General features: G+C 44.2%; 27 protein-coding genes and 1 other RNA gene. 9 read left to right on the plus strand and 19 right to left on the minus strand.

What is annotated here, in order from left to right:
* Positions 1 to 98: 98 nt before the first annotated feature.
* Genes ispG through K5Q92_RS00850 form a run of 4 tightly spaced genes read right to left on the minus strand, consistent with a single transcriptional unit; the run spans position 99 to position 4,126 of the window.
* Complete coding sequence (gene ispG / locus K5Q92_RS00835) at positions 99 to 1,214, minus strand: flavodoxin-dependent (E)-4-hydroxy-3-methylbut-2-enyl-diphosphate synthase (protein ID WP_220767162.1); 1,116 nt, start codon at positions 1,212 to 1,214, stop codon at positions 99 to 101.
* A gap of 22 nt (positions 1,215 to 1,236) precedes the next feature.
* Complete coding sequence (locus K5Q92_RS00840; RefSeq protein ID WP_220767163.1) at positions 1,237 to 2,184, minus strand: RodZ domain-containing protein; 948 nt, start codon at positions 2,182 to 2,184, stop codon at positions 1,237 to 1,239.
* Entirely contained in the window at positions 2,184 to 2,972 is a 789-nt protein-coding gene (pilW, locus tag K5Q92_RS00845; protein ID WP_239889075.1) for a type IV pilus biogenesis/stability protein PilW, read from the minus strand. Before pilW ends, K5Q92_RS00840 begins: the two co-directional genes overlap by 1 nt.
* Before the next feature lie 32 nt (positions 2,973 to 3,004).
* On the minus strand, positions 3,005 to 4,126 hold the full coding sequence (locus K5Q92_RS00850; RefSeq protein ID WP_220767165.1) for a bifunctional tRNA (adenosine(37)-C2)-methyltransferase TrmG/ribosomal RNA large subunit methyltransferase RlmN: 1,122 nt from the start codon (positions 4,124 to 4,126) through the stop codon (positions 3,005 to 3,007).
* A gap of 160 nt (positions 4,127 to 4,286) precedes the next feature.
* On the opposite strand from K5Q92_RS00850, the gene K5Q92_RS00855 reads away from it, so the two are divergent.
* Both K5Q92_RS00855 and K5Q92_RS00860 read left to right on the plus strand, forming a co-directional pair.
* Positions 4,287 to 5,357, plus strand: a complete 1,071-nt coding sequence (locus K5Q92_RS00855; RefSeq protein WP_220767166.1) for a CNNM domain-containing protein — start codon at positions 4,287 to 4,289, stop codon at positions 5,355 to 5,357.
* A 254-nt stretch (positions 5,358 to 5,611) separates the two neighbouring features.
* Positions 5,612 to 7,372 (plus strand): bifunctional UDP-sugar hydrolase/5'-nucleotidase, encoded by a 1,761-nt coding sequence (locus K5Q92_RS00860; protein WP_220767167.1) that lies wholly within the window; start codon positions 5,612 to 5,614, stop codon positions 7,370 to 7,372.
* Positions 7,373 to 7,425: 53 nt separating this feature from the next.
* Here the strand turns inward: K5Q92_RS00860 and K5Q92_RS00865 are convergent, their stop codons facing one another.
* The 4 genes from K5Q92_RS00865 to K5Q92_RS00880 all read right to left on the minus strand — a co-directional run bounded on the left by K5Q92_RS00865 (position 7,426) and on the right by K5Q92_RS00880 (position 9,348).
* Positions 7,426 to 7,947 (minus strand): GNAT family N-acetyltransferase, encoded by a 522-nt coding sequence (locus K5Q92_RS00865; protein ID WP_220767168.1) that lies wholly within the window; start codon positions 7,945 to 7,947, stop codon positions 7,426 to 7,428.
* A 30-nt stretch (positions 7,948 to 7,977) separates the two neighbouring features.
* Positions 7,978 to 8,493 (minus strand): GNAT family N-acetyltransferase, encoded by a 516-nt coding sequence (locus K5Q92_RS00870; RefSeq protein ID WP_220767169.1) that lies wholly within the window; start codon positions 8,491 to 8,493, stop codon positions 7,978 to 7,980.
* A gap of 132 nt (positions 8,494 to 8,625) precedes the next feature.
* Positions 8,626 to 8,928, minus strand: coding sequence for an NrfJ (locus K5Q92_RS00875; RefSeq protein ID WP_220767170.1), 303 nt, complete (start codon positions 8,926 to 8,928; stop codon positions 8,626 to 8,628).
* A gap of 195 nt (positions 8,929 to 9,123) precedes the next feature.
* Positions 9,124 to 9,348: a DUF3820 family protein gene (locus K5Q92_RS00880; RefSeq protein WP_108944029.1), complete on the minus strand. Its 225-nt coding sequence runs from the start codon at positions 9,346 to 9,348 to the stop codon at positions 9,124 to 9,126.
* Between the two features lie 564 nt (positions 9,349 to 9,912).
* Here K5Q92_RS00880 and K5Q92_RS00885 point away from each other — a divergent pair.
* From K5Q92_RS00885 to K5Q92_RS00900, 4 genes are all read left to right on the plus strand, one after another.
* Positions 9,913 to 10,656, plus strand: coding sequence for an AAA family ATPase (locus K5Q92_RS00885; protein WP_220767171.1), 744 nt, complete (start codon positions 9,913 to 9,915; stop codon positions 10,654 to 10,656).
* Positions 10,616 to 11,068 (plus strand): CopG family transcriptional regulator, encoded by a 453-nt coding sequence (locus K5Q92_RS00890; protein ID WP_220767172.1) that lies wholly within the window; start codon positions 10,616 to 10,618, stop codon positions 11,066 to 11,068. Before K5Q92_RS00885 ends, K5Q92_RS00890 begins: the two co-directional genes overlap by 41 nt.
* A 240-nt stretch (positions 11,069 to 11,308) precedes the next feature.
* Positions 11,309 to 12,133 (plus strand): zinc-dependent peptidase, encoded by an 825-nt coding sequence (locus K5Q92_RS00895; RefSeq protein WP_220767173.1) that lies wholly within the window; start codon positions 11,309 to 11,311, stop codon positions 12,131 to 12,133.
* A gap of 126 nt (positions 12,134 to 12,259) precedes the next feature.
* Positions 12,260 to 12,685 (plus strand): nuclear transport factor 2 family protein, encoded by a 426-nt coding sequence (locus K5Q92_RS00900; RefSeq protein ID WP_374758425.1) that lies wholly within the window; start codon positions 12,260 to 12,262, stop codon positions 12,683 to 12,685.
* 98 nt (positions 12,686 to 12,783) lie between these two features.
* Here the strand turns inward: K5Q92_RS00900 and K5Q92_RS00905 are convergent, their stop codons facing one another.
* The 5 genes from K5Q92_RS00905 to K5Q92_RS00925 all read right to left on the minus strand — a co-directional run bounded on the left by K5Q92_RS00905 (position 12,784) and on the right by K5Q92_RS00925 (position 20,486).
* On the minus strand, positions 12,784 to 14,259 hold the full coding sequence (locus K5Q92_RS00905; RefSeq protein ID WP_220767175.1) for an HDOD domain-containing protein: 1,476 nt from the start codon (positions 14,257 to 14,259) through the stop codon (positions 12,784 to 12,786).
* 397 nt (positions 14,260 to 14,656) lie between these two features.
* Positions 14,657 to 16,291, minus strand: coding sequence for a malate synthase A (gene aceB, locus K5Q92_RS00910; RefSeq protein ID WP_220767176.1), 1,635 nt, complete (start codon positions 16,289 to 16,291; stop codon positions 14,657 to 14,659).
* Between the two features lie 1,064 nt (positions 16,292 to 17,355).
* The gene (locus K5Q92_RS00915; protein WP_220767177.1) at positions 17,356 to 19,143 is read right to left on the minus strand and encodes a GGDEF domain-containing protein; all 1,788 of its coding nucleotides are present in this window, start codon (positions 19,141 to 19,143) and stop codon (positions 17,356 to 17,358) included.
* Between the two features lie 3 nt (positions 19,144 to 19,146).
* The gene (locus tag K5Q92_RS00920; RefSeq protein WP_220767178.1) at positions 19,147 to 19,362 is read right to left on the minus strand and encodes a hypothetical protein; all 216 of its coding nucleotides are present in this window, start codon (positions 19,360 to 19,362) and stop codon (positions 19,147 to 19,149) included.
* A 320-nt stretch (positions 19,363 to 19,682) separates the two neighbouring features.
* Entirely contained in the window at positions 19,683 to 20,486 is an 804-nt protein-coding gene (locus tag K5Q92_RS00925) for an SAM-dependent methyltransferase (RefSeq protein ID WP_220767179.1), read from the minus strand.
* A gap of 519 nt (positions 20,487 to 21,005) precedes the next feature.
* Here K5Q92_RS00925 and K5Q92_RS00930 point away from each other — a divergent pair.
* Positions 21,006 to 21,500, plus strand: coding sequence for an outer membrane protein assembly factor BamE (locus tag K5Q92_RS00930; RefSeq protein WP_220767180.1), 495 nt, complete (start codon positions 21,006 to 21,008; stop codon positions 21,498 to 21,500).
* 90 nt (positions 21,501 to 21,590) lie between these two features.
* Here the strand turns inward: K5Q92_RS00930 and K5Q92_RS00935 are convergent, their stop codons facing one another.
* Positions 21,591 to 21,923, minus strand: a complete 333-nt coding sequence (locus K5Q92_RS00935) for an RnfH family protein (RefSeq protein ID WP_220767181.1) — start codon at positions 21,921 to 21,923, stop codon at positions 21,591 to 21,593.
* Positions 21,920 to 22,351, minus strand: a complete 432-nt coding sequence (locus K5Q92_RS00940) for an SRPBCC family protein (protein ID WP_220767182.1) — start codon at positions 22,349 to 22,351, stop codon at positions 21,920 to 21,922. The genes K5Q92_RS00935 and K5Q92_RS00940 overlap by 4 nt, the downstream gene beginning before the upstream one ends.
* A 193-nt stretch (positions 22,352 to 22,544) precedes the next feature.
* Here K5Q92_RS00940 and smpB point away from each other — a divergent pair, with 193 nt between their 5' ends.
* Both smpB and ssrA read left to right on the plus strand, forming a co-directional pair.
* Complete coding sequence (gene smpB, locus K5Q92_RS00945; protein WP_202722360.1) at positions 22,545 to 23,039, plus strand: SsrA-binding protein SmpB; 495 nt, start codon at positions 22,545 to 22,547, stop codon at positions 23,037 to 23,039.
* A 101-nt stretch (positions 23,040 to 23,140) separates the two neighbouring features.
* Positions 23,141 to 23,496: a transfer-messenger RNA gene (gene ssrA / locus K5Q92_RS00950) on the plus strand.
* A gap of 617 nt (positions 23,497 to 24,113) precedes the next feature.
* Here ssrA and K5Q92_RS00955 read toward each other — a convergent pair.
* The 4 genes from K5Q92_RS00955 to K5Q92_RS00970 all read right to left on the minus strand — a co-directional run bounded on the left by K5Q92_RS00955 (position 24,114) and on the right by K5Q92_RS00970 (position 26,663).
* Complete coding sequence (locus K5Q92_RS00955; protein WP_108944080.1) at positions 24,114 to 24,311, minus strand: hypothetical protein; 198 nt, start codon at positions 24,309 to 24,311, stop codon at positions 24,114 to 24,116.
* A 24-nt stretch (positions 24,312 to 24,335) separates the two neighbouring features.
* Complete coding sequence (locus tag K5Q92_RS24165) at positions 24,336 to 25,742, minus strand: hypothetical protein (protein ID WP_259649449.1); 1,407 nt, start codon at positions 25,740 to 25,742, stop codon at positions 24,336 to 24,338.
* Complete coding sequence (locus K5Q92_RS00965) at positions 25,739 to 26,290, minus strand: DNA-binding protein (protein WP_220767183.1); 552 nt, start codon at positions 26,288 to 26,290, stop codon at positions 25,739 to 25,741. The genes K5Q92_RS24165 and K5Q92_RS00965 overlap by 4 nt, the downstream gene beginning before the upstream one ends.
* Positions 26,291 to 26,384: 94 nt before the next feature.
* Positions 26,385 to 26,663 carry a hypothetical protein gene (locus K5Q92_RS00970; protein WP_220767184.1) on the minus strand — a complete coding sequence of 93 codons (279 nt, stop codon included), beginning with the start codon at positions 26,661 to 26,663 and terminating at the stop codon, positions 26,385 to 26,387.
* Between the last annotated feature and the right edge of the window lies 1 nt (position 26,664).

Raw genomic sequence — 26,664 nt, forward strand, 5'->3', positions numbered from 1 at the left:
GCCTCGCATTATAGGCGTTTCAACACTAAACGTACACTAGGGTGTCGCCACCTAAAAAATCACCGCCTAACCCTCTTGGTTTAACGGTGACTCAGTTATTACTTACTAAGATCTTTCGCTTGGATTCGACCAGCAACGATTGACGCTTTAGCGCGGATCTTCGCTTCTAGCGAATCGACGATGTTGGTGTTATCGAAACGCTCTTTTTGGCGTACACCATCATCATAATAACCACTCATACGGTTACCGCCCGTCAGGCCGATATCGGATACCAGTGCTTCACCTGGGCCATTGACCACACAGCCAATAATCGATACATCCATAGGGGTAACGATATCTTCGAGACGCTGCTCTAGCTCGTTTACGGTTGCAATCACATCAAATTCTTGGCGCGAGCATGATGGGCAAGCGATAAAGTTAATGCCGCGAGAACGAATACGCAACGATTTAAGAATATCAAAACCGACCTTAATCTCTTCAACTGGATCAGCCGCCAGTGAAATGCGTAAGGTGTCACCGATACCATCCGCAAGCAACATGCCTAAGCCCACTGCTGATTTCACTGAACCTGCACGCGCGCCGCCCGCCTCAGTAATGCCAAGATGAAGTGGCTGCACAATTTGCTTAGCCAGTAAACGGTATGACTCGACTGCCAAGAACACGTCTGACGCTTTCACGCTGACCTTGAATTGATCGAAATTTAAACGATCTAAAATATCCACGTGACGCATCGCCGACTCTAGCAGAGCTTCTGGTGTCGGCTCTTTATACTTATCCATTAGATCTTTCTCTAATGAACCACCATTAACACCGATACGAATTGGGATATTCTTATCACGAGCGCATTCGACTACGCTACGAATACGCTGCTCGTTACCGATATTACCTGGATTAATACGCAAACAATCCACGCCGTATTCAGCCACTTTTAGCGCGATACGGTAGTCAAAATGAATATCGGCGACCAAAGGCACGCGAGTCTGCTGTTTAATCAGTTTAAACGCCTCTGCAGCGTCCATTGTCGGTACAGAAACACGCACTATGTCGGCACCTACATTCTCTAACGCCTTAATTTGCGCAACGGTCGCCTCAACATCTGTTGTGCGAGTATTGGTCATCGACTGCACCGCAATTGGGGCACCATCACCAATAGGAACATCACCGACATAGATTCGGCTTGATTTGCGTCTGATAATAGGAGATTCGTTATACATCGTCTTTGTGCTCTGTGATCCGTTATTGTGCTGCGCGTGGCAATGTCAATTTTGCCACCTTACCGTGAGGATATTGCTCTAGGCTAACGGGCATCCCGTTTAGCTCTATGGTAACAACTTGTGGAGCGCCTAAGGTCACCGCAAACGGTTCTGCTCCACTCAAGTTAATTTCGTTACCCGCTTTTTTGAGGTCGCTAACTAAGGTCTTGCCCGTTGCGTCGGTGACTTTAATCCAGCAGTCACCACTGAGGCTTAGCTTAAGCGTTGAAGCCGTGATTGCATCTGTGCTTGATTCAGCTTGTTCGGTTTGCGCTGCCGCAACCGTTTCTGAAGGCTGGCTCATTTGCACTTCTGAAGACTCAGAACCTTGTTGACTGTTTATCTCTGGGGCTGTTTCATCCGTTGTCTCTGAACTCGGCTCAACCGCTAAGTCAGCGCCTTCAATCAACAGCGCTCCTAGAACGTCCGAACCGGGAGCTTCAGCCGAGGCTGCAACCTCCTCTGCAGTCGGTTGAGAGTAATCAACCGCAGTCTCCATCGATGACTTTTGGAACCACCACCAGACCATGAGCCCTAGCAACACGAATACGATCAGATAGGTCAATGCCATCAATCGACCATCGCGAGCTTGGCGAGTCGTTTTACGAGAAAAACTCTGCATCGACGGTTTATCGTCATTTGCCAACTGCTTATCTAGGCACTCTTGTACGGTAAATGGATCAGCTTGGACTGCACGGGCATAGTTTTTAACATAGCCACGTACGTATGTTGCTGCGCCTACTTCAGTTAAATTATCGGCCTCAATCTCTTGCACTATGGTAGGGCGTAAATGCAATTGTGATGCGATAGCCTCTACCGACAGCCCCTTGCTTTCGCGGGCTGCTTTTAGCAAAACGCCCAGTGTGAGCGTAGGCTCATCCACTAGGCTTTCGTTGTCTAAATTGGGCTCTTGAGTATGTTCTTTTTTCATTAATGCATGCTAGCCCGATATTCTTTGGCTTGAACAGACTGCGGAAACTTTGCCAGCAGTAAGATACCGAACCGTTTTACCGCTTCTTCGTCTTTCAAACCTTGCTCAATTTTAATCCCTAGTGCCAAACTGCCTGCAGACTCTGCCGCAACTCTATGGTAACGAGAAAGCTGCTCTCTCGCTTCGGCGAATCGCCCCTGCTCATAATCGATCTCTGTTAGCTCAATTAATGAGGTGCGTCTCCTAGGATCGTACTTTAGCGCCATCGCAAAATACTTTTGCGCTTTACTGACCTGCCCAGCTTTTCGACTACAAATCCCTAAGTTTTCATAGGTCGATGCCGAGCGGGTGTATAGGGGTTGTTCAACTGCTTTTAGGAACATCTTTTCTGATTCAGCATATTTGCCCTGCTGACACAAAAATGCCCCGAAGTTGTTATAAGAATCACCCGTTGCGTCACTGGAATTGATAGCTTCTCTGTACGCTTGCTCTGTTTTGTCTAATTCACCCACAGACTGGTAATAATAGGCAAAGGCAATATGAACTTCTTCCAAATTAGGCGCAAAAGCCAAGGCGCGATCAAGATTGGCTTTTGCTTGCTCACTATTGCCCTTTTGTAGATAGGTTAGCCCTAACTGCACACGTTGGCGCGCAGCAGAAACTTTATCAACTTTTCGTTCAGAGACAGGAATATCAGTCCCGGCATAGGTATCTTGGGTGACGCACCCAGTTGTCATCATAGATGACAGAATTAATACCAGTGGAAACACCACCTTACTCTGATTCATTGTTACGCCCATCTACCAGTAGATACAAAGAGTTAGTTCATTGTGACTGAAATCTGGCTCTGTTGCATTTGTTTTTTCGCTAAACGTTTAGTTCTATCGCGAATATCGCCTGCTAGCTGACCACAAGCCGCGTCAATATCATCGCCACGAGTCTTACGCACGATAACGGTAAGGCCATACTCCATCAATACTTTCGAGAATCTATCGATACGAGAGTTAGATGAACGCCCATAAGGTGAGCCCGGGTATGGGTTAAACGGAATAAGGTTAACCTTACATGGCGTGTCTTTCATCAACTTAGCAAGCTCATGAGCCTGATCTGTGCTGTCATTAATATGATCCAGCATCACGTACTCAAGCGTAACACGGCCGCGGTTAGCATTCGACTTTGCAATATAGCGACGAATTCCGGCTAAGAACTCTTCTAATGGGTACTTCTTGTTGATCGGTACTAATACGTCACGTAGCTCATCGTTTGGTGCGTGAATACTCACCGCTAGGGCAACATCCAGTGCATCGCCTAACTTATCTAGCGCTGGCACCACGCCAGAAGTCGATACAGTGACACGGCGCTTAGAAAGGCTGAAACCGAAATCATCGAGCATGATGTCCATCGCAGGAATGACGTTCTTAAGGTTTAGTAACGGCTCACCCATCCCCATCATCACGACGTTCGTGATTGGGCGCTCACCAGTGTCTTTTACGAAACCGATAAAATCGGCAACACGCCAAATTTGGCCGACAATTTCGGCAACGGTAAGGTTACGGTTAAAACCTTGCTGCGCTGTTGAGCAGAAAGTACATTCAAGGGCACAACCTACTTGAGAAGAGACACATAAGGTCGCACGGTCATCTTCAGGAATATAAACCGTTTCAACTTCTTGGCCATCGCCGACGTTGATAGCAAACTTAATGGTGCCATCTGATGACTTTTGGTAACTTGAGATAGCAGGCGCTACGATTTCGCATCTTGCGGCAAGTTTTGCACGCAATGCTTTGTTAATGTTCGTCATTTCTTCGAAGTCACTAACGCCAAAATGATAAATCCATTTCATCAATTGATCGGCACGGAATGGCTTTTCACCCATCTCGGTAAATAGCGCTCTTAATGCCTTACGATCAAGATCCAATAAATTGATCTTCTTTTCACTCATTTAGTCTAACCTCAAAAAAACCTAAAACCTGCTTGCGGGCGGCGAATTATACAGATCTTAACAAATATTAGCCAGCAGGCTATCACCAAAGATCAAAACCTGTGCTAGAATCCGCGCAGACTACTTTTGGTCTGCCATTTGGAGGTGTAATTTCACCTTTATGATAACCCTTATCATTATAATATTTGTCGCGATTACAGTCTCTTTTCTTTGTAGTGTGTTTGAAGCCGTTTTGCTTTCAGTCACGCCGAGCTACATAGCCTCATTATCTAAAACCAACCCAGGTGCAGCTAACAGGTTAACTAAGCAGAAAGAGAATGTTGAATCTCCACTCGTTTCTATCCTTACGCTAAACACTATCGCACACACCGTTGGTGCTGCTGTTGCTGGTGCGCAAGCGGCAAAGGTATTTGGCGACGAGATGCTAGGCGTATTTTCTGGTGTTCTTACCTTCTTAATTCTCTTCTTCTCAGAGATCATCCCTAAAACTCTAGGTGCAAACTACTGGCGCTCTCTTGCTCCTGCAGTTTCTATCGCATTGGTTTGGATGGAGCGTAGTACGTTACCGCTTATTTGGATGTCGAAACAGGTTACTCAATTAATGGGTAAAGGTGACGAAGGTCAGTACATTCGCCAAGAGATGAGCGCGATGGCAGAGATTGGTCGTGCATCGGGGGAGCTTGATGAGCAAGAGTCTAAGATTCTAACTCAGATGCTGTCGGTTAAAGAGATGCCTGTAACGGCTATCATGACACCAAGAACTGTACTCTTTAGATTGCCTAACGACTTGACTCAAGATGAGTTTACCCGCCAATTTATGGCGAAGCCTTTTACTCGAATTCCTGTCTATGACGAAGACCCAGATAATATTATTGGCTACGTTAATAGAAACGATATTTTGTTGGCCGAGCGTACGACACCAAAAGAGTCGATCGCCGTACTGACTAAGAATCTATTAGTTATCCCCGAGACAGCTAAAATTCTGCCTCTGTTCGAGCTAATGATTAAGCGAAATACCAAAATCGCGATGGTTGTCGATGAATACGGATCTCACGAAGGTATTGTTACCTTAGAAGATATTGTTGAATCACTACTTGGCCTTGAGATTGTTGACTCGAACGACCCTGTAACCGACATGCAGCAATTTGCACGTAAGTTATGGAGCCGCCGCATGAAACACAAAGGTATCGTGTTGTCTGATGATGGTGATTTCGAAAAAGAGAAAAATTAAACCAGATCAGAACGAAAAAGGGAGCTTAGCTCCCTTTTTTAATGCCTAATACTAATACAATCAATATAACGCTAACAGATTCAGCTCCTCAGAGTTCTGCGCGCAATTCAACTTGAAAAAGAGTCAATTCAAAAAGTAGTTAACTCCCAAAGAGTTAAATTAAAACTTGTTCATCCTGCCGCTAGCATGCAACATCGGCATGTTAATTTTTGTACTTGCCGTGTTATACTCCTTGTTTGGTCCAGAGGAATAAGATGACAACGCAACAAACTAAATTAGAGCAGTACAAGTTAAAACTTGCCCACATCAATGACACTCACTCTCACTTCGATGCTAGCCGTATTCAATTTACGATTGATACCCAGCCAAAAGAGCTGACTCTTTATAGTCACACCGGTGGATATGCCCGTATCGCCTATCAGCTCAAGCAGGCAAGAGCTGCCGCCAAGGACAATCAACAGAGCTTTCTATTTCTGCATGGCGGAGACAGTTTCCAAGGCACTCTCTATTTCAATGAGTTTAAAGGTAAGGCCAATTCAGACCTGTTAAATATGCTCCAGCCAGATGCGATGGTACTTGGCAATCACGAGATTGATGCCGGTAGCGAGCCAGTTGTAGACTTTCTGAATGATATCCGTTTTCCGCTGATGGCGGGCAACATGGATTTGAGCCAAGAATGCCAACAGAAGAAAGTACGTCTTGGTGGTCATCGGAATCTGCTGGACTTCGACCCAGTTTCTCAAACGGCCAAAGTACTGTTAAAGCCGCTACAAGACAGACAAGTTGCAATTATCGGCATCACCTTAGATCAGATGAAAGAGATCGCCCGTCCCGATGAAGATACTCATTTTGTCAGCGCAATCCAAACCACTCGACGCACGGTCACTCAGCTAAAAGCTCAGGGGATCGACCATATTATCGTGTTGAGCCATCTTGGACTGGATCAAGATAAAGTGCTGGCCGCAGAAGTCGATGGGATCAGCCTTATAGTTGGTGGCCACTCACATACGCTACAAGGCGACTTTAGCGCACTTGGGTTATCGAATATGCCCTATGGTGAACGGGTTAACGATACCGCCATTGTGCACGCTGGCAAATATGCCGAGACCTTAGGCATTGCCGACATCCTCTTCGATGGGAAAGGTAAGGTATTGGAGCTGACAGGGGGTAATTACTTCATGTTAGATCAGCAGTTTATTCTGCAAGCATCTGACGATGTCAGCCCACAAGATTACCAAGATGTGCGCTTAACGCTCGAGTCTCACCCACTTATTCTATGGGATGGTGAGGACAGCCGCGTTCAGAACCAAATTTTACAGAAATATCGTCCGAGTTTAGATGCACTCAACAACAAGATATTGGGCTTCGTACCCAAGAGCCTTGTACATACCAGACTCCCAAGCAAAGCCCTGCCTCACGGCAGTGAAATTGCACCTTGGGTGAGCCGTAGCATGTATCAAGAAACCCGAGAATTAGGTATAGATGTTGACTTTGCACTGCATAACGCTGGCGGAGTCCGCCAATCGTTAGATAAAGGCGAACTTAGCTTAGCTGAGGTGATAGGTCGGATTCTGCCCTTTGATATTCCTCTGGTGACCTATGAGATCCAGGGCCAGTATCTATTTCAGATGCTTGAATCAGCGATTAACGCCGCAACCAATAATAGTGTCATAGGCACTGGCGCCGGCAGTTTTCCTTATACATATGGCTTAAAATACTTCTATGACGGTAGGCAAGCGCTTGGGCAACGTATCATTAAACTTGAGCTATTACGTGTAGTAGCAGGTAAACCATTATGGCAACGCGTTGATGCAGCCGCCTACTACACAGGGGTATCTTCGTCCTATACGACCTCAGGCAAAGAAGGTTACTTTCCCATCTTACAAGCTATTTGGCAGCGAGATGTTGAAGGCTTAACCCTCCCAGGTGCTTTTACTCGCTTTATCAGCAAGACGCAAATATTAGATGAAGTGCTTGAGCCCCAGGTTCACTACACTAGCCATCATCAATTGTGATAGCTAAATCAATTTAAAGGGTAATCGTTAACTATGAGTTTTAACGCTTACCCTTATATTAACTCTTTAAACATACTGAAGTTAACTAATTGTTGGCCATCACGAGGATGACTATTTTTACACTTAACTTGAAACGCAAACTGCTCAAAAAAGGGCTTGGCTAAGTATGAAGCTTCAACGGTGAGGCTATTGAGTCTTAACAGCTTAGCGTGCTCCTCAACTGCTCGGTACAGCTCACTTGCAACCCCAATTCCAGTGTAATCTGGGTGGGTAAACAAACAATCCACTTCCGCTGTTTTCAAGTCTGCAGCTCTCAAATCATCTGTTATCGAGCCATCTGCTTTCAAATTGATAAAGCCCACAATGCACAAATCGCACTCGGCAACCCAAGTTTTAGTCCCTGACAAGCGGGTTAACCAGTAATCATTGCTTCGAAGGTTGGGTGACCATACGGCTCTTTCTGCTTCACTGTAGTGGGAGCTAGCGCCTTGATTGATACTAAGGTGGAACACTTGGGCGAGTTGCCCAACATCACTGCGGGTAAAGGGACGTACAATAAAACGCTTTTTTTCCATAGTTAAAATCCTTTTATACAGGCTAGCCACTTACGACTGAGGAACAGCGGCTAACGCCTTGCTCATGTAATATCCCATAATCACTATGCCACGTTTTTCTTGATAGCTCCGATGGCGAAGCCTAAAGCCCTGAGACTCAAACAGTGGCTTAGATAATTTAGATGCATCGACAAAGAGCTCTGGCAGTGCATTGTTAACTGCCCATTGAGCTAATACCTCATATAGCCGCCCAGCCACTCCTTGTTGCTGGTACTGAGGATGAACATACAAGCTATCGATATAGCCGCGACTTTTAAAGTGCGTTTCCAAGTTGATAAAACCACAGCAAAAAGCGCGCCCCGACTCTATGCGTTGCTCGTCTACGACCAACCAGCTTTTTGAGCGTAACAAACGCTTATGCCAGTGATAACTCGATCGCGGCGCATAGGACCAAGCCGACTTTTCCTGCTGCGTATAAATGTCATCACTTATCTTGCTGATGGCCATATGTGCCAATACAGATACATCAGGTGCATAACATTTTTGATACGGAATGATTTTTAACATGGGCGAAAACAGAGTGAAAAGGCTATTGTGCGGCAGTTTAGCAAAAAAGAAAATGGCGTAGACTCAGTCTACGCCATTTCAAGTTGACTCTCTAAAGCCAAGCTTACTTAGCTTAAGGTGTCAAAGTAACAATTACTTCTTATCGATGCGACCAACAAACAGTAACTTATCGAAAGTACGGTTTAGGGTTTTGCTGCTAAAGTCGCTCATCCACATCTGCTCTTGAACAACAACAGTATCGCCTTTCTTTACTTCAACCTGTGGACCCGCTGCCCAAAAAGTCTTATCGGCTTCTTTGATCTGAACGTAGGTATAACCGCCGCCATTCATAGTGTCCATGACAGTACCTTCATGCATAACGCCTTGTGCCCATGCGCTTGAGATACCCAGTGCTAGAGTTGCTGCTGCAGCCAATTTCACTAATTTAGCTATCATCGGAGATTTCCTTTAAATAAGTTATCAATTCATCAATATTAAAGCATGCAATAGATTATAAATCTCTAATTAATCACAACTAAATTGGCCTAAAAACTCAACTATTAGATCCAACTCTCATAACCAGATATTTTAGTTTCTACCACGGAACTTTCTTTGTTGCAGCCAACCTATAGTCGAATAGTGGCAAACTCTTTAAGAGCGTTTGGCCTCATCTAATATAGGTTGCAGCATCCCTTCTAAGCCGTTGAGCTTAACCTCATACATTAAGGCTAACTGCTGACCTAGTTTTCCCTCAGGAAAACCTTTTGAATGGAACCAAACCAGATAAGGTTCCGGCAGTTCGAGTAGACGCCTTCCCGCATATTTTCCAAAAGGCATTTTCTGGGTAATGGCTTCGAGTAACAGCTTTTCATCCATCTTAAATGAGTCTCTGTGTTCAATCATAGGAACGATTCTATTTTCAAATCGTATTCTATCAAAGCTAGATAAAATTACAGATTTATCGGTACCGACAAAAAGTAGACGACTTTTCGCCGATTTTAGTCCTCAAACAACTATATTATTTATGCATATAAAATCAGGTATCTATAACTTATATAAGATTAACTGACTTGATATAAGCTTGTTAGCGCAGCAAAGTCTATAAGTAAGAGTTGCTAATTTCCGTCCTACACAGCTAAGCAGTTAATTAATTTAACAAATAACCACAGATTTCAACACCTGGCGAGCAGCGCCAAAAAACCATCAAAAACACCCTGAACGTCAAAAAATAATCACGAGTCAAAGAAAATAAATACGTCAAAAATCATACGGTTGACGAAGTTAGCTATGCAACCTAGATTAATCTGACAGGTGAGAGATAAGGTGAGTTAAATACCTAGGTTAACAAGCTCAACACATTTAACCGTACGCAAACTATCACCCATTTCATTTTATGAAGATCAGTCAATAAAATTCATCGCGTACAAAGAGGATATAAATATGATCATACTCGTTGGTGGCGAAAAAGGTGGCAGTGGCAAGAGTTGCCTAGCCCAAAATATCGCTGTATTTCTAGCAGCTGAATGCCGAGCCTCTGTTATTATGGTCGATTGCGATCCTCAACGCACAACGTCAGACTGGATCCACGCCCGCAATAATAACCCTGAGCTCCCCAGCATCAACTGCGTGCAGCTCTATGGTAAAATTCGCAACGATCTTCTCAGTCTAGAGCAGCATTACGACTATGTAATTGTCGATTGTGGTGGTCAAGATAACTTAGCATTACGTGCAACCATGTCGGTGGCCTCACACGTGCTAATGCCTCTTCGACCAAAGCGTCGCGACCTAAAAACGGTCAGCCACATGGATGATATCGTCGCCACCTGTATGATGATTAATCCCAAGATGCGTGCCACTTTTGTTATTACTCAATGTCCAAGCTTACCGAATCAAGCCAACCGCATCTTCGAAGCAAAAGATGTTTGTAAGACTTACGACATCAATGTTTTAGATTCCATTACCTACAGCCGAAATATCTACGATGACAGTGAAGAGTCTGGCCTATCGGTACTCGAGATCGAGCCTAAGGGTAAGGCTGCCGGAGAAATACGAGGCATTGCCTGTGAGATGCTTGAGGTTGCAAACGCCACCGAAGTTCGTAATCAGCTTGCTGAAAAGCAAATGAATAAGATGAGAGGTAATTATGGGTCTGGCAGATCTCAAGAAAAACTCTACGCCGTCTAGCATCACCCATAGGCAGATCCAAACGAGCCAATTAGCGCTCGAAGATCTCATCGATGATTTCATCAATGATGCTAGCCGATATGCTCTTGGACAAGAAGAGCAAGCTCCCAAGCAAAGTGAATTGGTGGACTTAGAACGCTATTCTCAGCGAGAGGGTCTAGCTAACTTAAGAAATGCTGATAGCTATAAGGTTGAGCGCCTAGCTGAAAAGGTATTAACGGTTAAAAAAGGCGATTTCCCAGTAAGAAAGGCCACGTTCACCCTAACTGAATCTGCCATTGCCCACTTAGCCGAGCTAGCCGATGACTGTGATGTCGCTAAGTCTAAACTCATTCGCTTTCTAATCGAACACCACTTTAATTTGAGCCCAGAACAAAGAAGAGCAAAAGAGAAAAGCATTATCGTTGAATAACAGTTGTTGAATAATCGATGATAAAACCAAGGATATAAGAGTAACTCTCCCTTCCCTTCGCTGGCAGTTGACGAACAGTTTTGAAGTACTGTATTGCCAGCATTTTTTTCTAATCGCTAAATATTAATACCAACAGATATAACTCCCAGCATCCACCTGAAAAACTCACCATGCTTGAATTTTAGTCATAAGCACCATATATCGTAAGTAACGCAACCTTACTCAATGGCTAGGAAATTTATGTTGGCAATTTCTGTTGTTATTCTGCTTAGTATTGCCGCCATCGGCTGGATTGCAAGCAGCTCATGGCGTGACAGACGTCGACGTAAAGTCATCACCAAGCAGCCCTTCCCTCGAGAATGGCGCGACATATTAAAAAAACGCATTCCATTTTTTCGCGTCTTACCCACAGATCTCCAGTTACAGCTCAAGAAACATATTCAGGTCTTTATCGCAGAGAAACGTTTTGTCGGCTGTGATGGCCTACAAATTGATGATGATATTCGAGTGACAGTTGCCGCTCAAGCCTGCCTTTTACTGCTTAATCGACAAACTAATTTCTATCCCACACTAAAAGAGATCCTTATCTACCCATCCCCTTTCATTGTTGAAGGAGAACAACAAAACGGTGATGGCCTAGTATCAAATCACCGCCGGGTGCTCTCAGGGGAGTCATGGCAACACGGCAGGGTGATCTTATCGTGGCAAACCACCAAGTTCGATGCAGCGGTTCCCGATGATGGAAGTAACGTTGTGATCCATGAGTTTGCGCATCAACTCGATCAAGAAGATGGCAGAGCCAATGGTGCCCCTCCCCTCAAACATCGCCAAGACTACGCTTCTTGGTCTGAAGTCTTGATGAGGGAATATCAAACTCTGGTCAGAGCGAGTCAAACCGGTGAGCAGTCCCTGTTTAACTACTATGGTGCCACCAATCCTGCAGAGTTTTTTGCGGTGATCAGCGAAGTATTCTTCGAACGTCCCCATGAGTTTATCGCCTTGCACCCCGATCTATACCGAGAACTCAGCGGTTTTTATCAGCTCGATCCGGTTAATTGGCACTAAAATCTTAACCACGATAAAATCGATAGACGACAAATAATACAAGAATTCAGAACAAGGATACTTATGTTCACTCTGCCCTCTTCAAAAGCATGGGGCTTAGCCCTACTGTTATTAATCCCCTTTTCAATGAACCTATCGGCTAACGACACGCCAAACAGCGATAAGCAGCAAGCTGCTGCAGTTTTGGACGCCTTAAACCAATACTCTTCGGCTGCAGACTGGGATAACTACTTTGCCCTGTATGATGATAAAGGCATTTTTATTGGTACAGATGTAAATGAACATTGGGATAAAGCGGAGTTTGAAAAATATGCGAGACCAACTCAAGGTTGGCGTTATGACTTGATAAGCAGACAGATGACCCTGCACGGTGATGTCATTTGGTTTGATGAGATTTTATCAAGCCCCTCTTATGGCGTGAGCCGTGGCACCGGCACCTTAATCAAAACCCCACAAGGCTGGAAAATTGCCCAATACCATTTGAGCTTTCCAATCCCCAATGGCATCGCTAAGTCTATTACAGAGCAGATAAAAGCAGCGGACAAGCATTAAGTGAAGTTCAATTAACTTCTTCACCAAAAACCATATAAAACAATTCACACAAGCTTTGCTAGGTTAGATAAGTAGCGCTTTATACCATTATATAGGCGCTACTTTGCTACTGCAGAGAAGCAAACATTCGCCATGTTAACCACATGAGTAAAGTTTGCAAAATCCTCCGCCATTAAACGTCGACCAGAGACGTCTCTATCGGCATAGATCACTCCAATCACAGTATGCTCCATGATGAGTGGTGCTAACATAAACCCTGTAGCGCCAGTAATGGCTTTAACATCATCATCCATATACAAGCGCCACTTGGCAGAGTGTGGGTTATCAACAAACAAAGGCTCTTTCAAAGAGATACAGTCTTGAAAAACATTCTGGCCACTCTCTAGCCTTATATTAAATGAAGCCTTTACCTTTTCTGCCTCATCGCCGAGTACAATTCTTGGCTGCAACAACTTACGATTAGGGCTCAGTAACAACACACAGCAACGATCGACTCCAACGCCAGTCAAAATGCCTTTAAGCGCAATAGAAAGTACCTGATTAAAGTCCTCCCTATTTAACGCACATTGCGTTAGTTCGCGTAAGCACTCCAGCTGATGGTTAACATTGGGGGCATAAATAACGGGTTCAGGCTCTTGTTTCTCAAATTTTTCGTTTAAGTGCTTAGGGCTAGGCAAGTACTCAAGTAAAATTCGAGCACCATAGGCATCGGCCATGGTTTTCGTTGCTTTATGGCAACGCAGCATACGTCCCTTTAGCTCATCGACCTCAATACCTAGCATATCCGCCGTTTGCTTTAATCGCTTCGACAGCTCGGCCATATTGGGACTATCTTGGCATAATAGCTCACTGAGCTTATTGGCGAGGAAGATACTACGCACCTCAGGGGTGCGTTCATCTGGTAAACTGAGTGATTTTATCAGTAAACTGCCTAAGCCCCAGTTACGCGCAAGCCCCACTGATAACTGCTCAAAGCTTGCCCCTAGCACATCACGAATAGCCTTATTCGCTTCCGCCACCGTGTCGCAACGGCTTAACTTACTATCTAATACTAAGGTTTCTCCACAACCTGTACTCCAAAATGCACTTTCACCTAAGTGATAGAGTAAAGAGGCAATAAACACCTCCTCTTGAAGCTCCTCGTCATAATCCTTAAGCAATGTTTTAGTCAGCATTGCCGCCAAAAATGCTTGTGCCATCAGCTTAATCATTCGATTGTAGACGTTCTCTGACAGTCCCTCAGCCTCTAGTAAACTGCTGAGTAACTTAGCGGTGATGCAAATATTCTTAATAGTATCAAAACCTAAAACCACAGCTGCTCGACTCACCGTGGTGACTTGGCTTATACCTTTACTATAGGTGACACTATTTGCCACTCGTAGAATTCTGGAGGTCAACGCATTATCGTGCATCACACTCTTACCCAGAATCGACAATGAAGACACATCATCCTTTGCAAGCTTTTCTAATGTTTTAACCGTTGAGCAAAGTGCTGGCATCTCTTGGTCGCTGATGCGATTAGTCCAATACTCAACCCCTTTGAACTTATTGTTTTCAAAATTAGTTGTTTTCACGTGTCTTTCACCTTTTACCGCGACACCATCTAGCCTCAAACTAACGTGGGGTTATAATTTCACTTTATTCCCGTCGCCAGAAACACAGCTTCATTTTGGTAAATCACCTAATAGCTGCAAAAACCTATATTCACAGTGTAGTGGTTAAACTGTTTAGCGGTTAATAGATAACACCGAATAATTACATGCCATTAACCTTATACCTTTGCCTGAGTAAACACGAGAGAAGCCGTGCCAATTTCAATAATTTTTTGCAAAAAAAAAGGCTCCGAAGAGCCGATAATCACAAGCAAAAATGATACAAAAAGGGTAACGAATAAAAACCCGCACAGCACGTAGGAATACTGTGCGGGGGACACAAGCTACAAAATGCAGCCAAACTTTTATAAGATGGGGCTTACTCCACCAGCATTTGATATCCCGGCTCTGTTAAGAAATCGACCAGAACATCTGAAGTTGTGATCTGCTCTAGCAGCACTGCCGCCTGAGTAAATCGACCGTGTGTGAAACGATCTGCTCCCACTTCATCTTTCACATTGGCAAGCTCTTCCACCAACATCTGTTTAAATAGCGATGGAGTCACCACCTCTCCTGAGGATAATTGTTGACGATGCTTAATCCACTGCCAGATAGAGGTACGAGATATTTCGGCGGTGGCCGCATCTTCCATCAATCCGTAAATAGGGACACAGCCGTTGCCATTAATCCAAGACTCGATATATTGCAGTGCGATTCGAATATTGAGACGCATACCCGCCTCCGTGCACTCCCCCTTTGCGGGTTCGAGTAACTCTCTGGCGTGAATAGGCGCATCAACATCGCGGGTAATGTGTAGTTGATTGATATGATCTTCACCTATGTACTCGTTAAAAATGGCCATTGCAGTGTCGGCCAGCCCTGGATGAGCAACCCAAGTCCCATCATGACCATTACGCGCTTCTAACTGCTTATCTTGTTTAACCTTAGCCAGCACTTGCTGGTTTATCTGCGCATCCTTGGAGGGAATAAAGGCGGCCATGCCGCCCATGGCTAAGGCGCCACGCTTATGACAGGTTTTGATCAGCAAGCGAGAGTAGGCACTTAAGAATGGCTTATCCATGGTGACCGACTGCCTATCGGGCAGCACTCTATCACTATGGTTATTTAGGGTTTTAATATAGCTAAAGATATAGTCCCAACGGCCACAGTTCAGGGCAACTATGTTAGAGCGAAGCTCATACAAGATCTCATCCATTTCAAACACTGCCGGAAGGGTTTCAATTAAGCAGGTGCACTTAATCGTACCAGGCTGCAAACAGAAACGCTCTTCAACAAAGGCGAACACTTTTGCCCACCACCTTGCTTCTAAATGACTCTCTAGCTTAGGGATATAAAAGTAAGGTCCGCTGCCTTTACTGAGTAACTTGCGATAGTTATTGTAGAAGTAGACGCAAAAATCAAACAAACCAGCGGGAATGGCAACGCCACCAAACTGTACGTGCCGCTCTTGCATGTGTAGGCCACGCACTCGGCAGACGAGTACAGCAGGATTATCACTCAAAGAATAATGCTTACCTGTTTCTGCTGTGTAGCTAATATCACCATTTACTGCATCACGCAGGTTAATTTGCCCTTGTACGACTTTATGCCAACTAGGAGCCAATGAATCTTCAAAGTCGGCCATAAACACTTTGGCATTAGCATTAAGCGCATTGATCACCATCTTACGATCCACAGGACCGGTGATCTCTACACGTCTGTCTTGCAGGTCTTTTGGAATACCGCGGATCTGCCAGTCTCGCTGGCGTAGCGATTTTGTCTCCTCTAAAAAATCGGGCAACTCACCTGAATCGAAGCGCGCTTGCTTAGCCTGCCGGTTGGCTAATAAATTAGGCACCTCAGGGGCAAACTGCTTACACAAGGCTTTAAGCAAACACAGTGTGCCTTCGGTCAGCACTTGTTCCTGATTTGCAACTGTAGGCCCGATAATCTGTAACTCTTGGCTCGACACCAATGTGTCAGCACTCTCTAATGCAGTTAGTTGCTCTGTCATCTTTTATATCTCCTAAAACTTTCCCATATCCTCGATGACACCAAACATTGACAGCATTCGGTCGCAAGTGTGCAAGCTTAAAAAGCTCAAAACACCCACTCTCTTATAGTTATGCTTGCTTCGAGCCTTCAAACCTATGACTTATTTCTTATGGCTTATCCCCATATGGGCTAAGCCATATAACTTGTTCGTTGGTACTAAGCGCCCTAAGTCGGCATCTGTTGATTTACAACAAAACCTACTGACTAAAAGTTTTAGTTGCAAGCCCGCACCGTCCCTGCCTATGTCAGTAAAGAGCTGTTTCAACTGCGTAAAACCACAATCACACAGCAGAGACGAAATGATATAACCATCTGATTAACTTGGATAAAAACAAGAATGAATAAATTATAGAAATTAAGAACTAAGACTTGTAAGACAAATTGACCATAGAGCGAAGAGTAAAACTAAGTTCGTTATTATATTTCACAGCGTTAACATAACTTGCCAGCAAAAAGCTTAAGCTAACATCATATCTATTCAGCGCTGCGTTTACTCCTCACCTCTAGGTTAATCTATAAAAGTACATTAAAACAAAAACTTAAATAAGTAACAGACAAAACCGATTTCAAACGCATGTTTGAAATTTACGTTTACGTTAACGAAATGTAAGTATGGCTAGACTGTTATCGATTCCCTGACGATAAATAGTGACCAACATCTCAAAAAACATTGGTTCAAGCCGAAAAAAGTTTAAAACTCCTACCTAAACAGGCACTACAACAAACGGATATCGGCTAATGTCATTGAGCTAGATTAATTGAAAAGGTTTAATTGAACACGGTAAGGGTAAGGGTAAGGAATAGATAAGCTAAGAAGCTGCTTAGTCGGATTAGCAACTAAATAAACATAACAGAAATGGCGCTTAAGGCCTCAAGGGATAGCAGTTCAGTTTAATAGTAAGGAATGACCAATATCGATTATTGTTATCTGCTGGAATAGCTCAACTCTGTCTCGATTCTAGCTAAACCAGACTAGGACAAAACTCATGCCTAGCTAGAAACTCATTAGATAATGGTCGAATGTTAATTAAATACCAGTGAGCGCTGAGTCTCGTCGCTTTTGCTCTGCAGCTCAAGCTCTGGACTATATAACGTTACCCTATTACGACCCGAGTGTTTCGATGCATAAAGCGCAATATCGGCACGCTTTAAAACCGGATCTAAACTGAGATCCTCTCGGTCATTGCTCGATACACCAAAGCTCGCACTAATATTAAACACATGCCCTGAGTACTTGGTATCGATCGCTTCTATCGCGTCCTTACAACGCTCGGCTATCTTCAGTGCTGTTTTCTCGCAAGAATAGGGCAGAAAAAGGGCAAACTCTTCACCTCCCATGCGAGTAAAAATGTCGCTATCACGAATAAGTGGTTTGATCACCGACACCACATGTTTTAGCACCCAGTCTCCGGTTGCATGACCGAAGCTGTCATTGATGTTTTTAAACAGATCTAAGTCAAGCACAACCACAGAAAAGTGTGCTTTACGCAAACTAACTTGTACGAACTCGTTCTCGGCAAAGTCCTGACCCGCGCCGCGATTATAAACACCCGTTAGCCTGTCTGTTAAGGCCAACTTCCGGTAACGCTGCTTTTGCCTGTGGCTATACAATAAAAACAGCGACAGGAAGATTACGCTCCCCGCTAACATAGTCATAATCATCACATCATTTGTCTTGTCAGAACGATCTAGCTCTTTCTGCGCCTCTACCAGCTGCCGCTCCTGATTGAGTAATGCGATTTCTCGTGCCTGCTCTTGGTGTTTAAACTTAGCCATCTGATAGGCATTAGCCTTGGCTTTAGTGTCATCGAGGACTAAATTACTATAGTGTTGATGGGACTCAAGGTAATCATGTGCAAGTTTGTACTGCTTTGACTCTAAGTATCGCTGCGACAATACTTTCGCGGCAATGGCTTTATATCCGACATTACTGGGTTCATCACTTAACCCCATCACTTTATTAGCATACTCTTCAGCTTGAGAATACTTCTTGAGTCGCAGGCTTGTCTTGGCAAGCAAAGCATGAACACTTATTATCTCCGCTTTATAGCCATACTTAATGTATCCGGCAAGGATCTCATTAAGTTGTACCTCCGCTCTTTGAAAATCATCCATTTTTATGGCTATTTCAGCCAAACCTTTTCCAGACACGAAACCGAATAAAGGAAATTCTTTGTTTTCACAATATGCCTTACTCCGAGCAAACCCTTTCTCGGCTTCTAAGTATTTAAATTCATTCAAGTCTGCATATGAACTCAAAATTAGTGAAAAACAACGAAGCCGACTATTACCTTCTTTAGTATATAAAAGCGCCCGCTCACTGTATTCTCTAAGTTCTTCATTAGCATCTAGGTTTAACGCTAAATTAGCCAACCTAACATAGGCGCCAGCCTTAGTATCAAGATCATCGCCTACCTTAATTTTTTTTAGGTAGCTATCCATCAACTGAAATGCTTCGCTATACTGTCGTAAACCAAGTAAATTTGCGGATTGATATTGATAAATATCCGTCAATAGCTCATCACTTAGATCATAATTTTCAACGCTTAGCAATAATTCCTTAGAAGATTGATACTCTCCTGCATAGCTCTTTTGAATAGCTTGATAAACAATCAATCTAAATTGCTGCTGTTGAGTTAGCCCATCCCAAGAAGTAAGCAAATTATCAATTAACTCCTCGACTTCTTCAGGAGAAGAGCTAATAGCCTTATCAATTTGAGACAAGGCTAAATCGTAGCGAACCTTACTTTCCTCCCCATAAACTGGACAGAAAAGAATAAAAGTAAGGCATAAAGCTACAATTAATTTCATACTTTATTTTTTATCAGATGAATAGATCAAAATAAGCGAACGATAATTCTGGCCACCTGATAGTGATTTAATCTGGTTGTCATCGCCCGACATCACCGCTTGGATTTCATCATCACTTAGACCATTGGCCTGCATCACACCTTGAGGATCTTGCTTATACTCCTCTAGTAGTTTGGCATCTGAACCTAACTTTTCGAAAAACTCATTAAACTTTGACATTTATATTCCCTTAAATTAAATGAACATCTTTGGTTTGTTTTACTTTTCACTTTTACTTTTTTACTTCTCAATTTCTTGTTTGCATAGATAAGCTGAAAAACCTCTGACACTCTTAGTACCCGACAATGGCTTTAACTGGTTAATATCATCCGAATTCACCATTTGGAGCTCATCACCTAGGCCATTGGCCCGCGCCACCGCTTGAGGATTTTGTTTATACCCAGCTAACAACTTTGCATTTAAACCTTATTTCTCGAAAAACTGATTAAACTTTGACATTTTTAATCCCTTAAATTAAATGAAACACGTTATCGTTATATTTAGCCTAGCTCTTCTGCGGTGATCCCAAGCTTGGCCAATACCTCATGGTTAAACTCAAGCTCCCGCGAAGGCGGAATAAGCAAGGTCGTGATAGCTGAAAGCTGCGCAAATGGCAGTTGTTTCAATGCTATTCTCTCTATTCTCGGAGTCTGAGTCGGCAAATTAGGCGCCTCATAGAGCACGATTTCATGCTCAAGCGGATACCACTCATTAAGTTGCTCCACTAAAACCTGTAATCTATCCGATGAAGTATGAAATTCGGTTAAGGTGTGCTCGCCAGCAATGCCTATCTGCCATAACAAGAGGTGGGTTGTTGGATCTGGAGTATGCTTATAGAACATAAACTGGCTGGCTTCGAAACTTTGATGACCAGAAGCGCCGGGATCGATGCCCACATCGGCCCATAAACAGGCCTCAGCAGAAATGCCCGGCTCCATTTGTGCCTGATAGCCCTCTCCTCTAGCTCTAGCAATCGCAAAGTGAGACACACAAGCAAACACGCCTGGGTGACCATATAAGGCACAGACGACTTTTTTGCCTAAGCGCACTTGCTCCAAAATAGCGGCCACCATCTGCTCATAGGTATCGCGACGGCTTTTAACTTCTCCCTCTCGAGCATAATAGGGCTGAAGACTGCGCACATCTTGATTAAGCGACTCCAGCCAATGCTGGGCAAACCCATCAGGTACCAGAGAAAACACCACATCAGCGTACTCAATATAGCTTTTGCTCAATATGCTAATTTGTCCGGCTAAATTGAGCCCGGTGCCGACACAAACCAAAGATCCTTTTTCTGTTGTCATCTACTCTCTGCCTATCGATGTAAACTTTATTCTTGTTCTAGCTAATTTTTTACAGCCGCTGACCAAAGCTTAACTTTCAGGGCTTTGGCTTCATACTTGGATTTCTAAGGTTAGATTTAAAGGCTTAAATTTCATGAAAAAACAATGTTAACTTAACACAACATTTCTGCAACTTAAACCAGAATTAGACTAGTGCGTCTTCTTTCTCAAAGTGGCCTGAATGACTTTCAGTAAAAGCTTTCTTATCAGTAAGGTAAAGTGAATTATTTGAGGTAGATAACAAGGTAGTCTTATCTAAGATTAAATGACAAAACGAAGCGACTAATCAGCTCAATAGCTATAGATAATGAACTTCTTCGGTATTTCCGACTCCATATATTCATTAATTAGGGTTTAATGTTAAATCCTGAATTGAACTAAAGAATTACGCTCCAAGCACGGCTTGACGCAATAGCCCTTGTCATAAGGGGGAGTGCTTGGGTATTATGACCGACAGATTTTTATGAAGTAGCGCATTCAATGACAATTAAAAAGAAAAGTCTTACCCTTTTGGGCGCTGCTGCGCTCTCGTTATCACTTAGTGGCTGTGGTGTTTTTGACTGGTTGATCTATAAGCCTGATATCCCTCAGGGTAACTATATGGAAAAACAGCAAGTCGAAAAATTACGTATTGATATGACTAAAGAGCAGGTTGAATACGTGCTTGGCCGTCCGGTTTTACGCGACAGTTTTTCTGACGACACTTGGTATTATGTCTACCACTACAAGAGTGGTCGTGATGCGAGCATCATCCATAAAGAGCTTATTCTAAACTTCGATGGCGATAAGCTTGTCGAAGTGAAAGGCGATTATGAGCTAAGTCCTGAGTTCAATACACCACTCGAAGAGAGTAGGTTACCTGAGATCAATACACCTGAAGGTGAGCCACTGATCCCAGAGCAACGCCCTCAAGCAGAACCGTTAGTTGAAGAGAAAGAAACTCAACCTGAGACGCTCTCTGAAAAGTTTGAATAACTAACCACTGAGATAAATACAAAAATGGCGATACCCTTTTAGGGATCGCCATTTTTTATCGCTGTTCTTTATTAAAACGACTGAGGTTTATTAAAGCTTACTACCAGTCTTCTTATTAACTCGGCCTTCATCTTTGGCTTTCTCAGCTCGCTTACGGCGCACATCTTTAGGATCGGCGATCAATGGGCGATAGATCTCAACCCTCTGCCCTGGCTGTAACACCTCATCATGTTTAACTAAGCGGCTAAAAATACCAAGCTTGACGGTATCTAGGTCAATCTCTGGGAAATAAAGCTGCATGTCACTTAATTTGACCGCCTCAATACAAGTGGTTCCCGGTGTGACATTGACCTTAATCAGCTTTTGCTGCTTGGGCAGCGCATAAATCACTTCGACCATAAATGGGGTTGGTTCGTTACTCATTGATAAATCACCTTTGCACGACTGGTAAATGCCGTCACCATTGACGCCATCAACTCTTTAAATATTTTACCAAAAGCCAAGTCGGCAATAGAGCTTGAGAACTCGAAACTCAACTCAAACTCGACCTTGCAGGCATCTTCGGTCAGTTCGGTAAACTTCCACTCACCAACAAGTTCTTTAAACGGGCCGCTCTCTAACTGCAGTTGAATACTTTTACCAGGAATAACCTGATTACGTGTGGTAAAGGTTTTACTGATCCCCGCCTTTGCAACATCCACCGAAGCGACCATAGTTTTGCCATCAAACTCTAGGACCTTGCCCCCGACACAACCGGGCAAGAACTCTTTATAAGACTCAACATCATTGACTAGGTCATACATCTGCATCGCGCTGAAGCGCACTAATACACTGCGAGAAATTTGCGGCATCTGTCGAACGGTACTCAGTAATTAAACACGAAAGGCCGATTTTAACATGAACACAAAAAAACGCACCTTTGATACTGTGCTAGCCTCTTGAGCGCCTAAAAAGCAGACAAACTCTCTCAGCAAAGAGATAAAACTTGTAATAAATTCATTTGGCCAATTCCATATTTGTTTAGCGCGAGTATAATGGCTGCCTATGGCTAAGAATAATGCAAAGAAATCAAAGAACCCACCAGCGACGATAGCACGTAATAAACGCGCCACTTTCGACTACAAATTTGAAGAAAAATTTGAAGCTGGCTTGTCCTTAATGGGCTGGGAAGTAAAAGCAATTCGTGTGGGTAAAGTAAACCTATCTGAGAGCTATGTGTTCCTGAGAAATGGTGAAGCTTACCTATTTGGTTGCACTATCACTCCACTCAATACTGCATCGACACATGTGGTATGTGATCCTATGCGTGATCGTAAGCTACTGCTTAATCGTCGCGAGCTGGACAAGTTACAAGGCTTAGTGGATCGTCAAGGCTATTCTATCGTACCTATCTCTATGTACTGGCGCAAAGGTGCATGGGTCAAGATTGAAATTGGCCTAGGTAAAGGTAAGAAAGAACACGACAAGCGTGATGACACCAAAGAGCGCGAGTGGAAGATTGAAAAATCACGTACGATGAAAAAAGCCGTTCAACAATAAGTTACAACGGAAAAAGCGTACGGATAACGAACAATCGATTTAACTTGTACTATTTATCCTTGTTTATAAGGGAATACACAGGTTACAATCAGTTTGTACTTGGGGGCGATTCTGGATTCGACAAGATTCACGAAACCCTAGGAGCATGCCGAGGGGCGGTTGGCCTCGTAAAAAGCCGCACAGTTATAGTTGCAAACGACGATAACTACGCTCTAGCAGCTTAGGCTAGCTAGCCATCTTGCTCACGTTTCTCAAATGGGCAGAGTATATAGATGGTCACCTTTACATTTGATAGCGAGGGAACCTTGTTCAGGGGTGAACCGCGAAACAGTACTGGACTCGCCAATTGCAATCCTGTCTTTCGGAGTGTACTTGGTTAACCAAAAGAGAGACTAAGCATGTAGTGCCGAGGATGTAGGCTTTTTGGACGCGGGTTCGAGCCCCGCCGCCTCCACCAATTAAAACAAAGGGTTAGCCGAAAGGCTAACCCTTTGTCACATCTGAATGTCCACAAATTGCCCACGCAGTTTCAAAAGTTGCCCACAAATGCCCTTTACCTTAGTTCGTTGCTGGTAAGCTTTACCCTCTTTTTTTATTTCAGTTTTATTTTTATCTAACTTAATGTTTTTATTGTGTTTGATCACCTTTCTAATTTTTAGCCTTTCTTGTTAAAACCCCACGGAATCCAGCGAAAACCTAGCATTCATGCGGCTTTCAAGATTGCTTAATCTCTCAGCGTTCCTGTATGGAACTGTAAAACAGTGAAATTAATCGCGATCATTTCAGATCTTCGATCCATTAAAAGCCCTAGGAATGGCGCTGGCTGCGCCTATGAACTGCAATAATCTAAAACTGAAATAAAAAAATTATAAAAAGCCCGTAGGAGGGGAGGACGTGTGCGGATTTCGTGGCGCGGATTCTCTGTGTGAATGGTTTCCGTGATAAAACTGGACGGTAATATCTGGGCGTGGGTTCGAGCCCCACGACAGGAACCGAACCCGCACCAATAGTTTTACCCTTCTGTAGACAACAAAAAGCCCAGCACTTGGCTGAGCTTACGTGTGGCTTTATCTATTATTTAACTTTGTATGTGCCGGCGCTGGAACCGCCTGTGACTTGCACTTGGGCGTTGCTGGTGATTTCGGCTACGACTGCGGCGGCTATGGCTTCGGCCATCTTCCCTGCAAAGGCATGTGGGCCTGTAGTAACAAAGCCTCTGCTTTCTAGCTCACTGACGAGCTTACTCTCTAGTGATGATTGACTTAGTGCCATGTGACTTCCTCTTTATTTACCTAACTACTTGCCTGCTGTAACTGTTGATGAACCATCTGCATGAGGGCCACCAATAAAGTGGCAGATGTGACCACAAGTGACCACGGCTGAGCCACCATTAAGTTTAATTGTGTCGGCATCCTCACTAATGTTCTTGGCCTTGATGCTTAAATCTTTGGTGATTGTCATGGTCATCTTGCCCTCGACTTCGGTTAGCTGGTCTTTTAGCACTTTGATTTCTTGCGACTGCTTAACCAGTAGCTTATGCATTTGGCCGATAGTGGTGCGAATGTCTTTATCGGTTTCGGTGATCAGGTTGCCCACATCATCGAATAACTGATAAACCCCATCGCGCACTTGGTTGCGGCTTTCACCTGCTTTGATGGCTGGTAAGTCCCAACCAAATGGCAATACTGTGCGAATAAATGGTTTGTCTGGTCTGCCGTAAGCAAATCCCACTTCAACAATTGCGCCAATGGCTGGCGGCTCTAACCGCCCTGCTTTATCGCCAATACCTGGCACGGGTAATGGTGCCGCCTCTAATATTGATTCGGTTTGGTTACCGTCTTCATCTAGCAGTTGTACATTAACCGCATAACGTGGGTGAAACGCGTCACTGCCGCGTTCGCCCTCTTCGGCTGGCAACTCTGGCAACTCAACGACCTTACCCCACCACGGCAAGTGATAGCGTCCCGATAATTCTGGCAGCACATTAAACAACTTGCGCTGTTCACTGCGTTCGTCTGCTTTGGTGACCGTCCACGTTAATGTCATGGTGTCGTTTTCAAGTTCAACTTGCTTAACTCGATGGCCGTTAACTAATGCGCCCGGGCGCATTGCTGGCATTGCCAATAATTGCCAACCATTACCGTATTGATTTTGGGTTAAGCCTTGCTCGATAGTCGTGGGCTTATTTGCCCAGCGGCTGTCTTGGTAGCTACCAACGTATATTTGGCCGTCTGGTTGCTGGTACCAAACGCAATCCGGTACCGCAAACACAGCGCCCAAGCTTTGCAACAACTGATACCCCGCACCTTGGCTCGTGAAGTTACCCACTTGTGAGTCGAGGTACAGCGCATTATTAGGTAAAACAAAACTTAAGCCAGTATCTTCACCAAGCTGGGTGATCACTTGCCTAAATGTTGCGTGGCGGATATTAATCGGCCATTTGTCTGCCAATATGCTTGCCAGTTCACGCACCATAATGCGGTGCATGCCTTTGCTGCTTGGGGTGACTTTGGTGACATAACCGGTAAAGTAACGCTGCAGCTTATTGTTGTAACCAATATCAAGGGCAACCACTTGGCCGTGTTTGGCCTCACCATGAATGTTGAAACTGCCACGGCCTGCGGCTGACAGCTCAAGCACCACATGGGCATTTGAGTGAGCAATAATTTGCTCGCCTATGGTTAAGCGTTTAGTTAGCTTCATGCTGGCTCGCCTATGGCGTTGTCGATGCTGGCCAAGAACTTCTCGACAGATGACACTTCCACTTTTGGCGGCGCTGCAGCAATTGGTGCGGTTGGGATCACGCTACTGCTTTGCTTAGTGGTTTGAAATCCGCTGGCACCCGCTAGCTCTTGGCGCTGCTCTGCTACCTCGGGCACACTTAAGTGTTCACGTAATTGGAAGCTGACATTCCACGCTAAAAACGTTGGGTGCTCTGGCGCTGATATAAGACCGCAAAACTTTACTTGCCTGATTTTAACCATGCGCGCCAACTCTGAACCTACGCGGCGAACAACACGGTTGCCCGCCTCGTCTTTAGCGATAGCCAGCTCAAACAAACGTGATAGCTGCGCCTTATCAGTGAACGGGATTAAGCCGGTGACTTTTAGCTCTTTGGCTTTATCGCCCTGTTCACTGCTGGCCGTGCTTGAGCTTTGGCCTGACATATCTTGTTCGGCCAGTTGCATGCTTAACTCAATTTTGCAGCTTTTTAAGTTAATCAGTTCACCGTCTAATGCTATTTGGCTCATGGCTTACTCCCCTGGCTCATTGATGCTACTCCTAAAAACCTTGCGACGATGAGTGTCATCATCATCGCCACTTATGGTTAATTTAACTGACGCATCACTCCGCTGCAGGCTGCGGATATCTCGTTTTAATTTCAGCGACCTTGTCCCGCCAAGCTTGCTCCGACTCGATCGTTTTATCGTATTGCCACTCCATATATAAAGGATCGGACTCGCTCTCGTAAGCCAAGCGGCGCTTAGCAAACTCTTGAATTTCTTCAAACGCTTTTTGATTTAACGTAGAGTTAATTGCATCCTCATCCATTCCAATTCCTTGCATATAATCTTGGCTAGAATTCGCATGGATCTTGCCTTCATGTATATATTTAAAATTCATA

The sequence above is a fragment of the Shewanella sp. MBTL60-007 genome, assembly GCF_019654915.1.
Classification (GTDB): domain Bacteria; phylum Pseudomonadota; class Gammaproteobacteria; order Enterobacterales; family Shewanellaceae; genus Shewanella.

What these genes read in the sequence shown, in the direction of transcription:
- K5Q92_RS00935 (WP_220767181.1), bottom strand. Translation starts at nt 21,923, where the DNA reads ATGAGTAACGAACCAACCCCATTTATGGTCGAAGTGATTTATGCGCTG.
- K5Q92_RS00860 (WP_220767167.1), top strand. Translation starts at nt 5,612, where the DNA reads ATGACAACGCAACAAACTAAATTAGAGCAGTACAAGTTAAAACTTGCC.
- K5Q92_RS00855 (WP_220767166.1), top strand. Translation starts at nt 4,287, where the DNA reads ATGATAACCCTTATCATTATAATATTTGTCGCGATTACAGTCTCTTTT.
- K5Q92_RS00890 (WP_220767172.1), top strand. Translation starts at nt 10,616, where the DNA reads ATGGGTCTGGCAGATCTCAAGAAAAACTCTACGCCGTCTAGCATCACC.
- K5Q92_RS00865 (WP_220767168.1), bottom strand. Translation starts at nt 7,947, where the DNA reads ATGGAAAAAAAGCGTTTTATTGTACGTCCCTTTACCCGCAGTGATGTT.
- K5Q92_RS00895 (WP_220767173.1), top strand. Translation starts at nt 11,309, where the DNA reads ATGTTGGCAATTTCTGTTGTTATTCTGCTTAGTATTGCCGCCATCGGC.
- K5Q92_RS00915 (WP_220767177.1), bottom strand. Translation starts at nt 19,143, where the DNA reads ATGAAATTAATTGTAGCTTTATGCCTTACTTTTATTCTTTTCTGTCCA.
- K5Q92_RS00850 (WP_220767165.1), bottom strand. Translation starts at nt 4,126, where the DNA reads ATGAGTGAAAAGAAGATCAATTTATTGGATCTTGATCGTAAGGCATTA.
- K5Q92_RS00970 (WP_220767184.1), bottom strand. Translation starts at nt 26,663, where the DNA reads ATGAATTTTAAATATATACATGAAGGCAAGATCCATGCGAATTCTAGC.
- K5Q92_RS00885 (WP_220767171.1), top strand. Translation starts at nt 9,913, where the DNA reads ATGATCATACTCGTTGGTGGCGAAAAAGGTGGCAGTGGCAAGAGTTGC.
- K5Q92_RS00870 (WP_220767169.1), bottom strand. Translation starts at nt 8,493, where the DNA reads ATGTTAAAAATCATTCCGTATCAAAAATGTTATGCACCTGATGTATCT.
- K5Q92_RS24165 (WP_259649449.1), bottom strand. Translation starts at nt 25,742, where the DNA reads ATGAAGCTAACTAAACGCTTAACCATAGGCGAGCAAATTATTGCTCAC.
- aceB (WP_220767176.1), bottom strand. Translation starts at nt 16,291, where the DNA reads ATGACAGAGCAACTAACTGCATTAGAGAGTGCTGACACATTGGTGTCG.
- K5Q92_RS00900 (WP_374758425.1), top strand. Translation starts at nt 12,260, where the DNA reads ATGAACCTATCGGCTAACGACACGCCAAACAGCGATAAGCAGCAAGCT.
- pilW (WP_239889075.1), bottom strand. Translation starts at nt 2,972, where the DNA reads ATGAATCAGAGTAAGGTGGTGTTTCCACTGGTATTAATTCTGTCATCT.
- K5Q92_RS00930 (WP_220767180.1), top strand. Translation starts at nt 21,006, where the DNA reads ATGACAATTAAAAAGAAAAGTCTTACCCTTTTGGGCGCTGCTGCGCTC.
- K5Q92_RS00840 (WP_220767163.1), bottom strand. Translation starts at nt 2,184, where the DNA reads ATGAAAAAAGAACATACTCAAGAGCCCAATTTAGACAACGAAAGCCTA.
- K5Q92_RS00955 (WP_108944080.1), bottom strand. Translation starts at nt 24,311, where the DNA reads ATGGCACTAAGTCAATCATCACTAGAGAGTAAGCTCGTCAGTGAGCTA.
- K5Q92_RS00925 (WP_220767179.1), bottom strand. Translation starts at nt 20,486, where the DNA reads ATGACAACAGAAAAAGGATCTTTGGTTTGTGTCGGCACCGGGCTCAAT.
- K5Q92_RS00965 (WP_220767183.1), bottom strand. Translation starts at nt 26,290, where the DNA reads ATGAGCCAAATAGCATTAGACGGTGAACTGATTAACTTAAAAAGCTGC.
- K5Q92_RS00880 (WP_108944029.1), bottom strand. Translation starts at nt 9,348, where the DNA reads ATGGATGAAAAGCTGTTACTCGAAGCCATTACCCAGAAAATGCCTTTT.
- smpB (WP_202722360.1), top strand. Translation starts at nt 22,545, where the DNA reads ATGGCTAAGAATAATGCAAAGAAATCAAAGAACCCACCAGCGACGATA.
- ispG (WP_220767162.1), bottom strand. Translation starts at nt 1,214, where the DNA reads ATGTATAACGAATCTCCTATTATCAGACGCAAATCAAGCCGAATCTAT.
- K5Q92_RS00940 (WP_220767182.1), bottom strand. Translation starts at nt 22,351, where the DNA reads ATGCCGCAAATTTCTCGCAGTGTATTAGTGCGCTTCAGCGCGATGCAG.
- K5Q92_RS00920 (WP_220767178.1), bottom strand. Translation starts at nt 19,362, where the DNA reads ATGTCAAAGTTTAATGAGTTTTTCGAAAAGTTAGGTTCAGATGCCAAA.
- K5Q92_RS00875 (WP_220767170.1), bottom strand. Translation starts at nt 8,928, where the DNA reads ATGATAGCTAAATTAGTGAAATTGGCTGCAGCAGCAACTCTAGCACTG.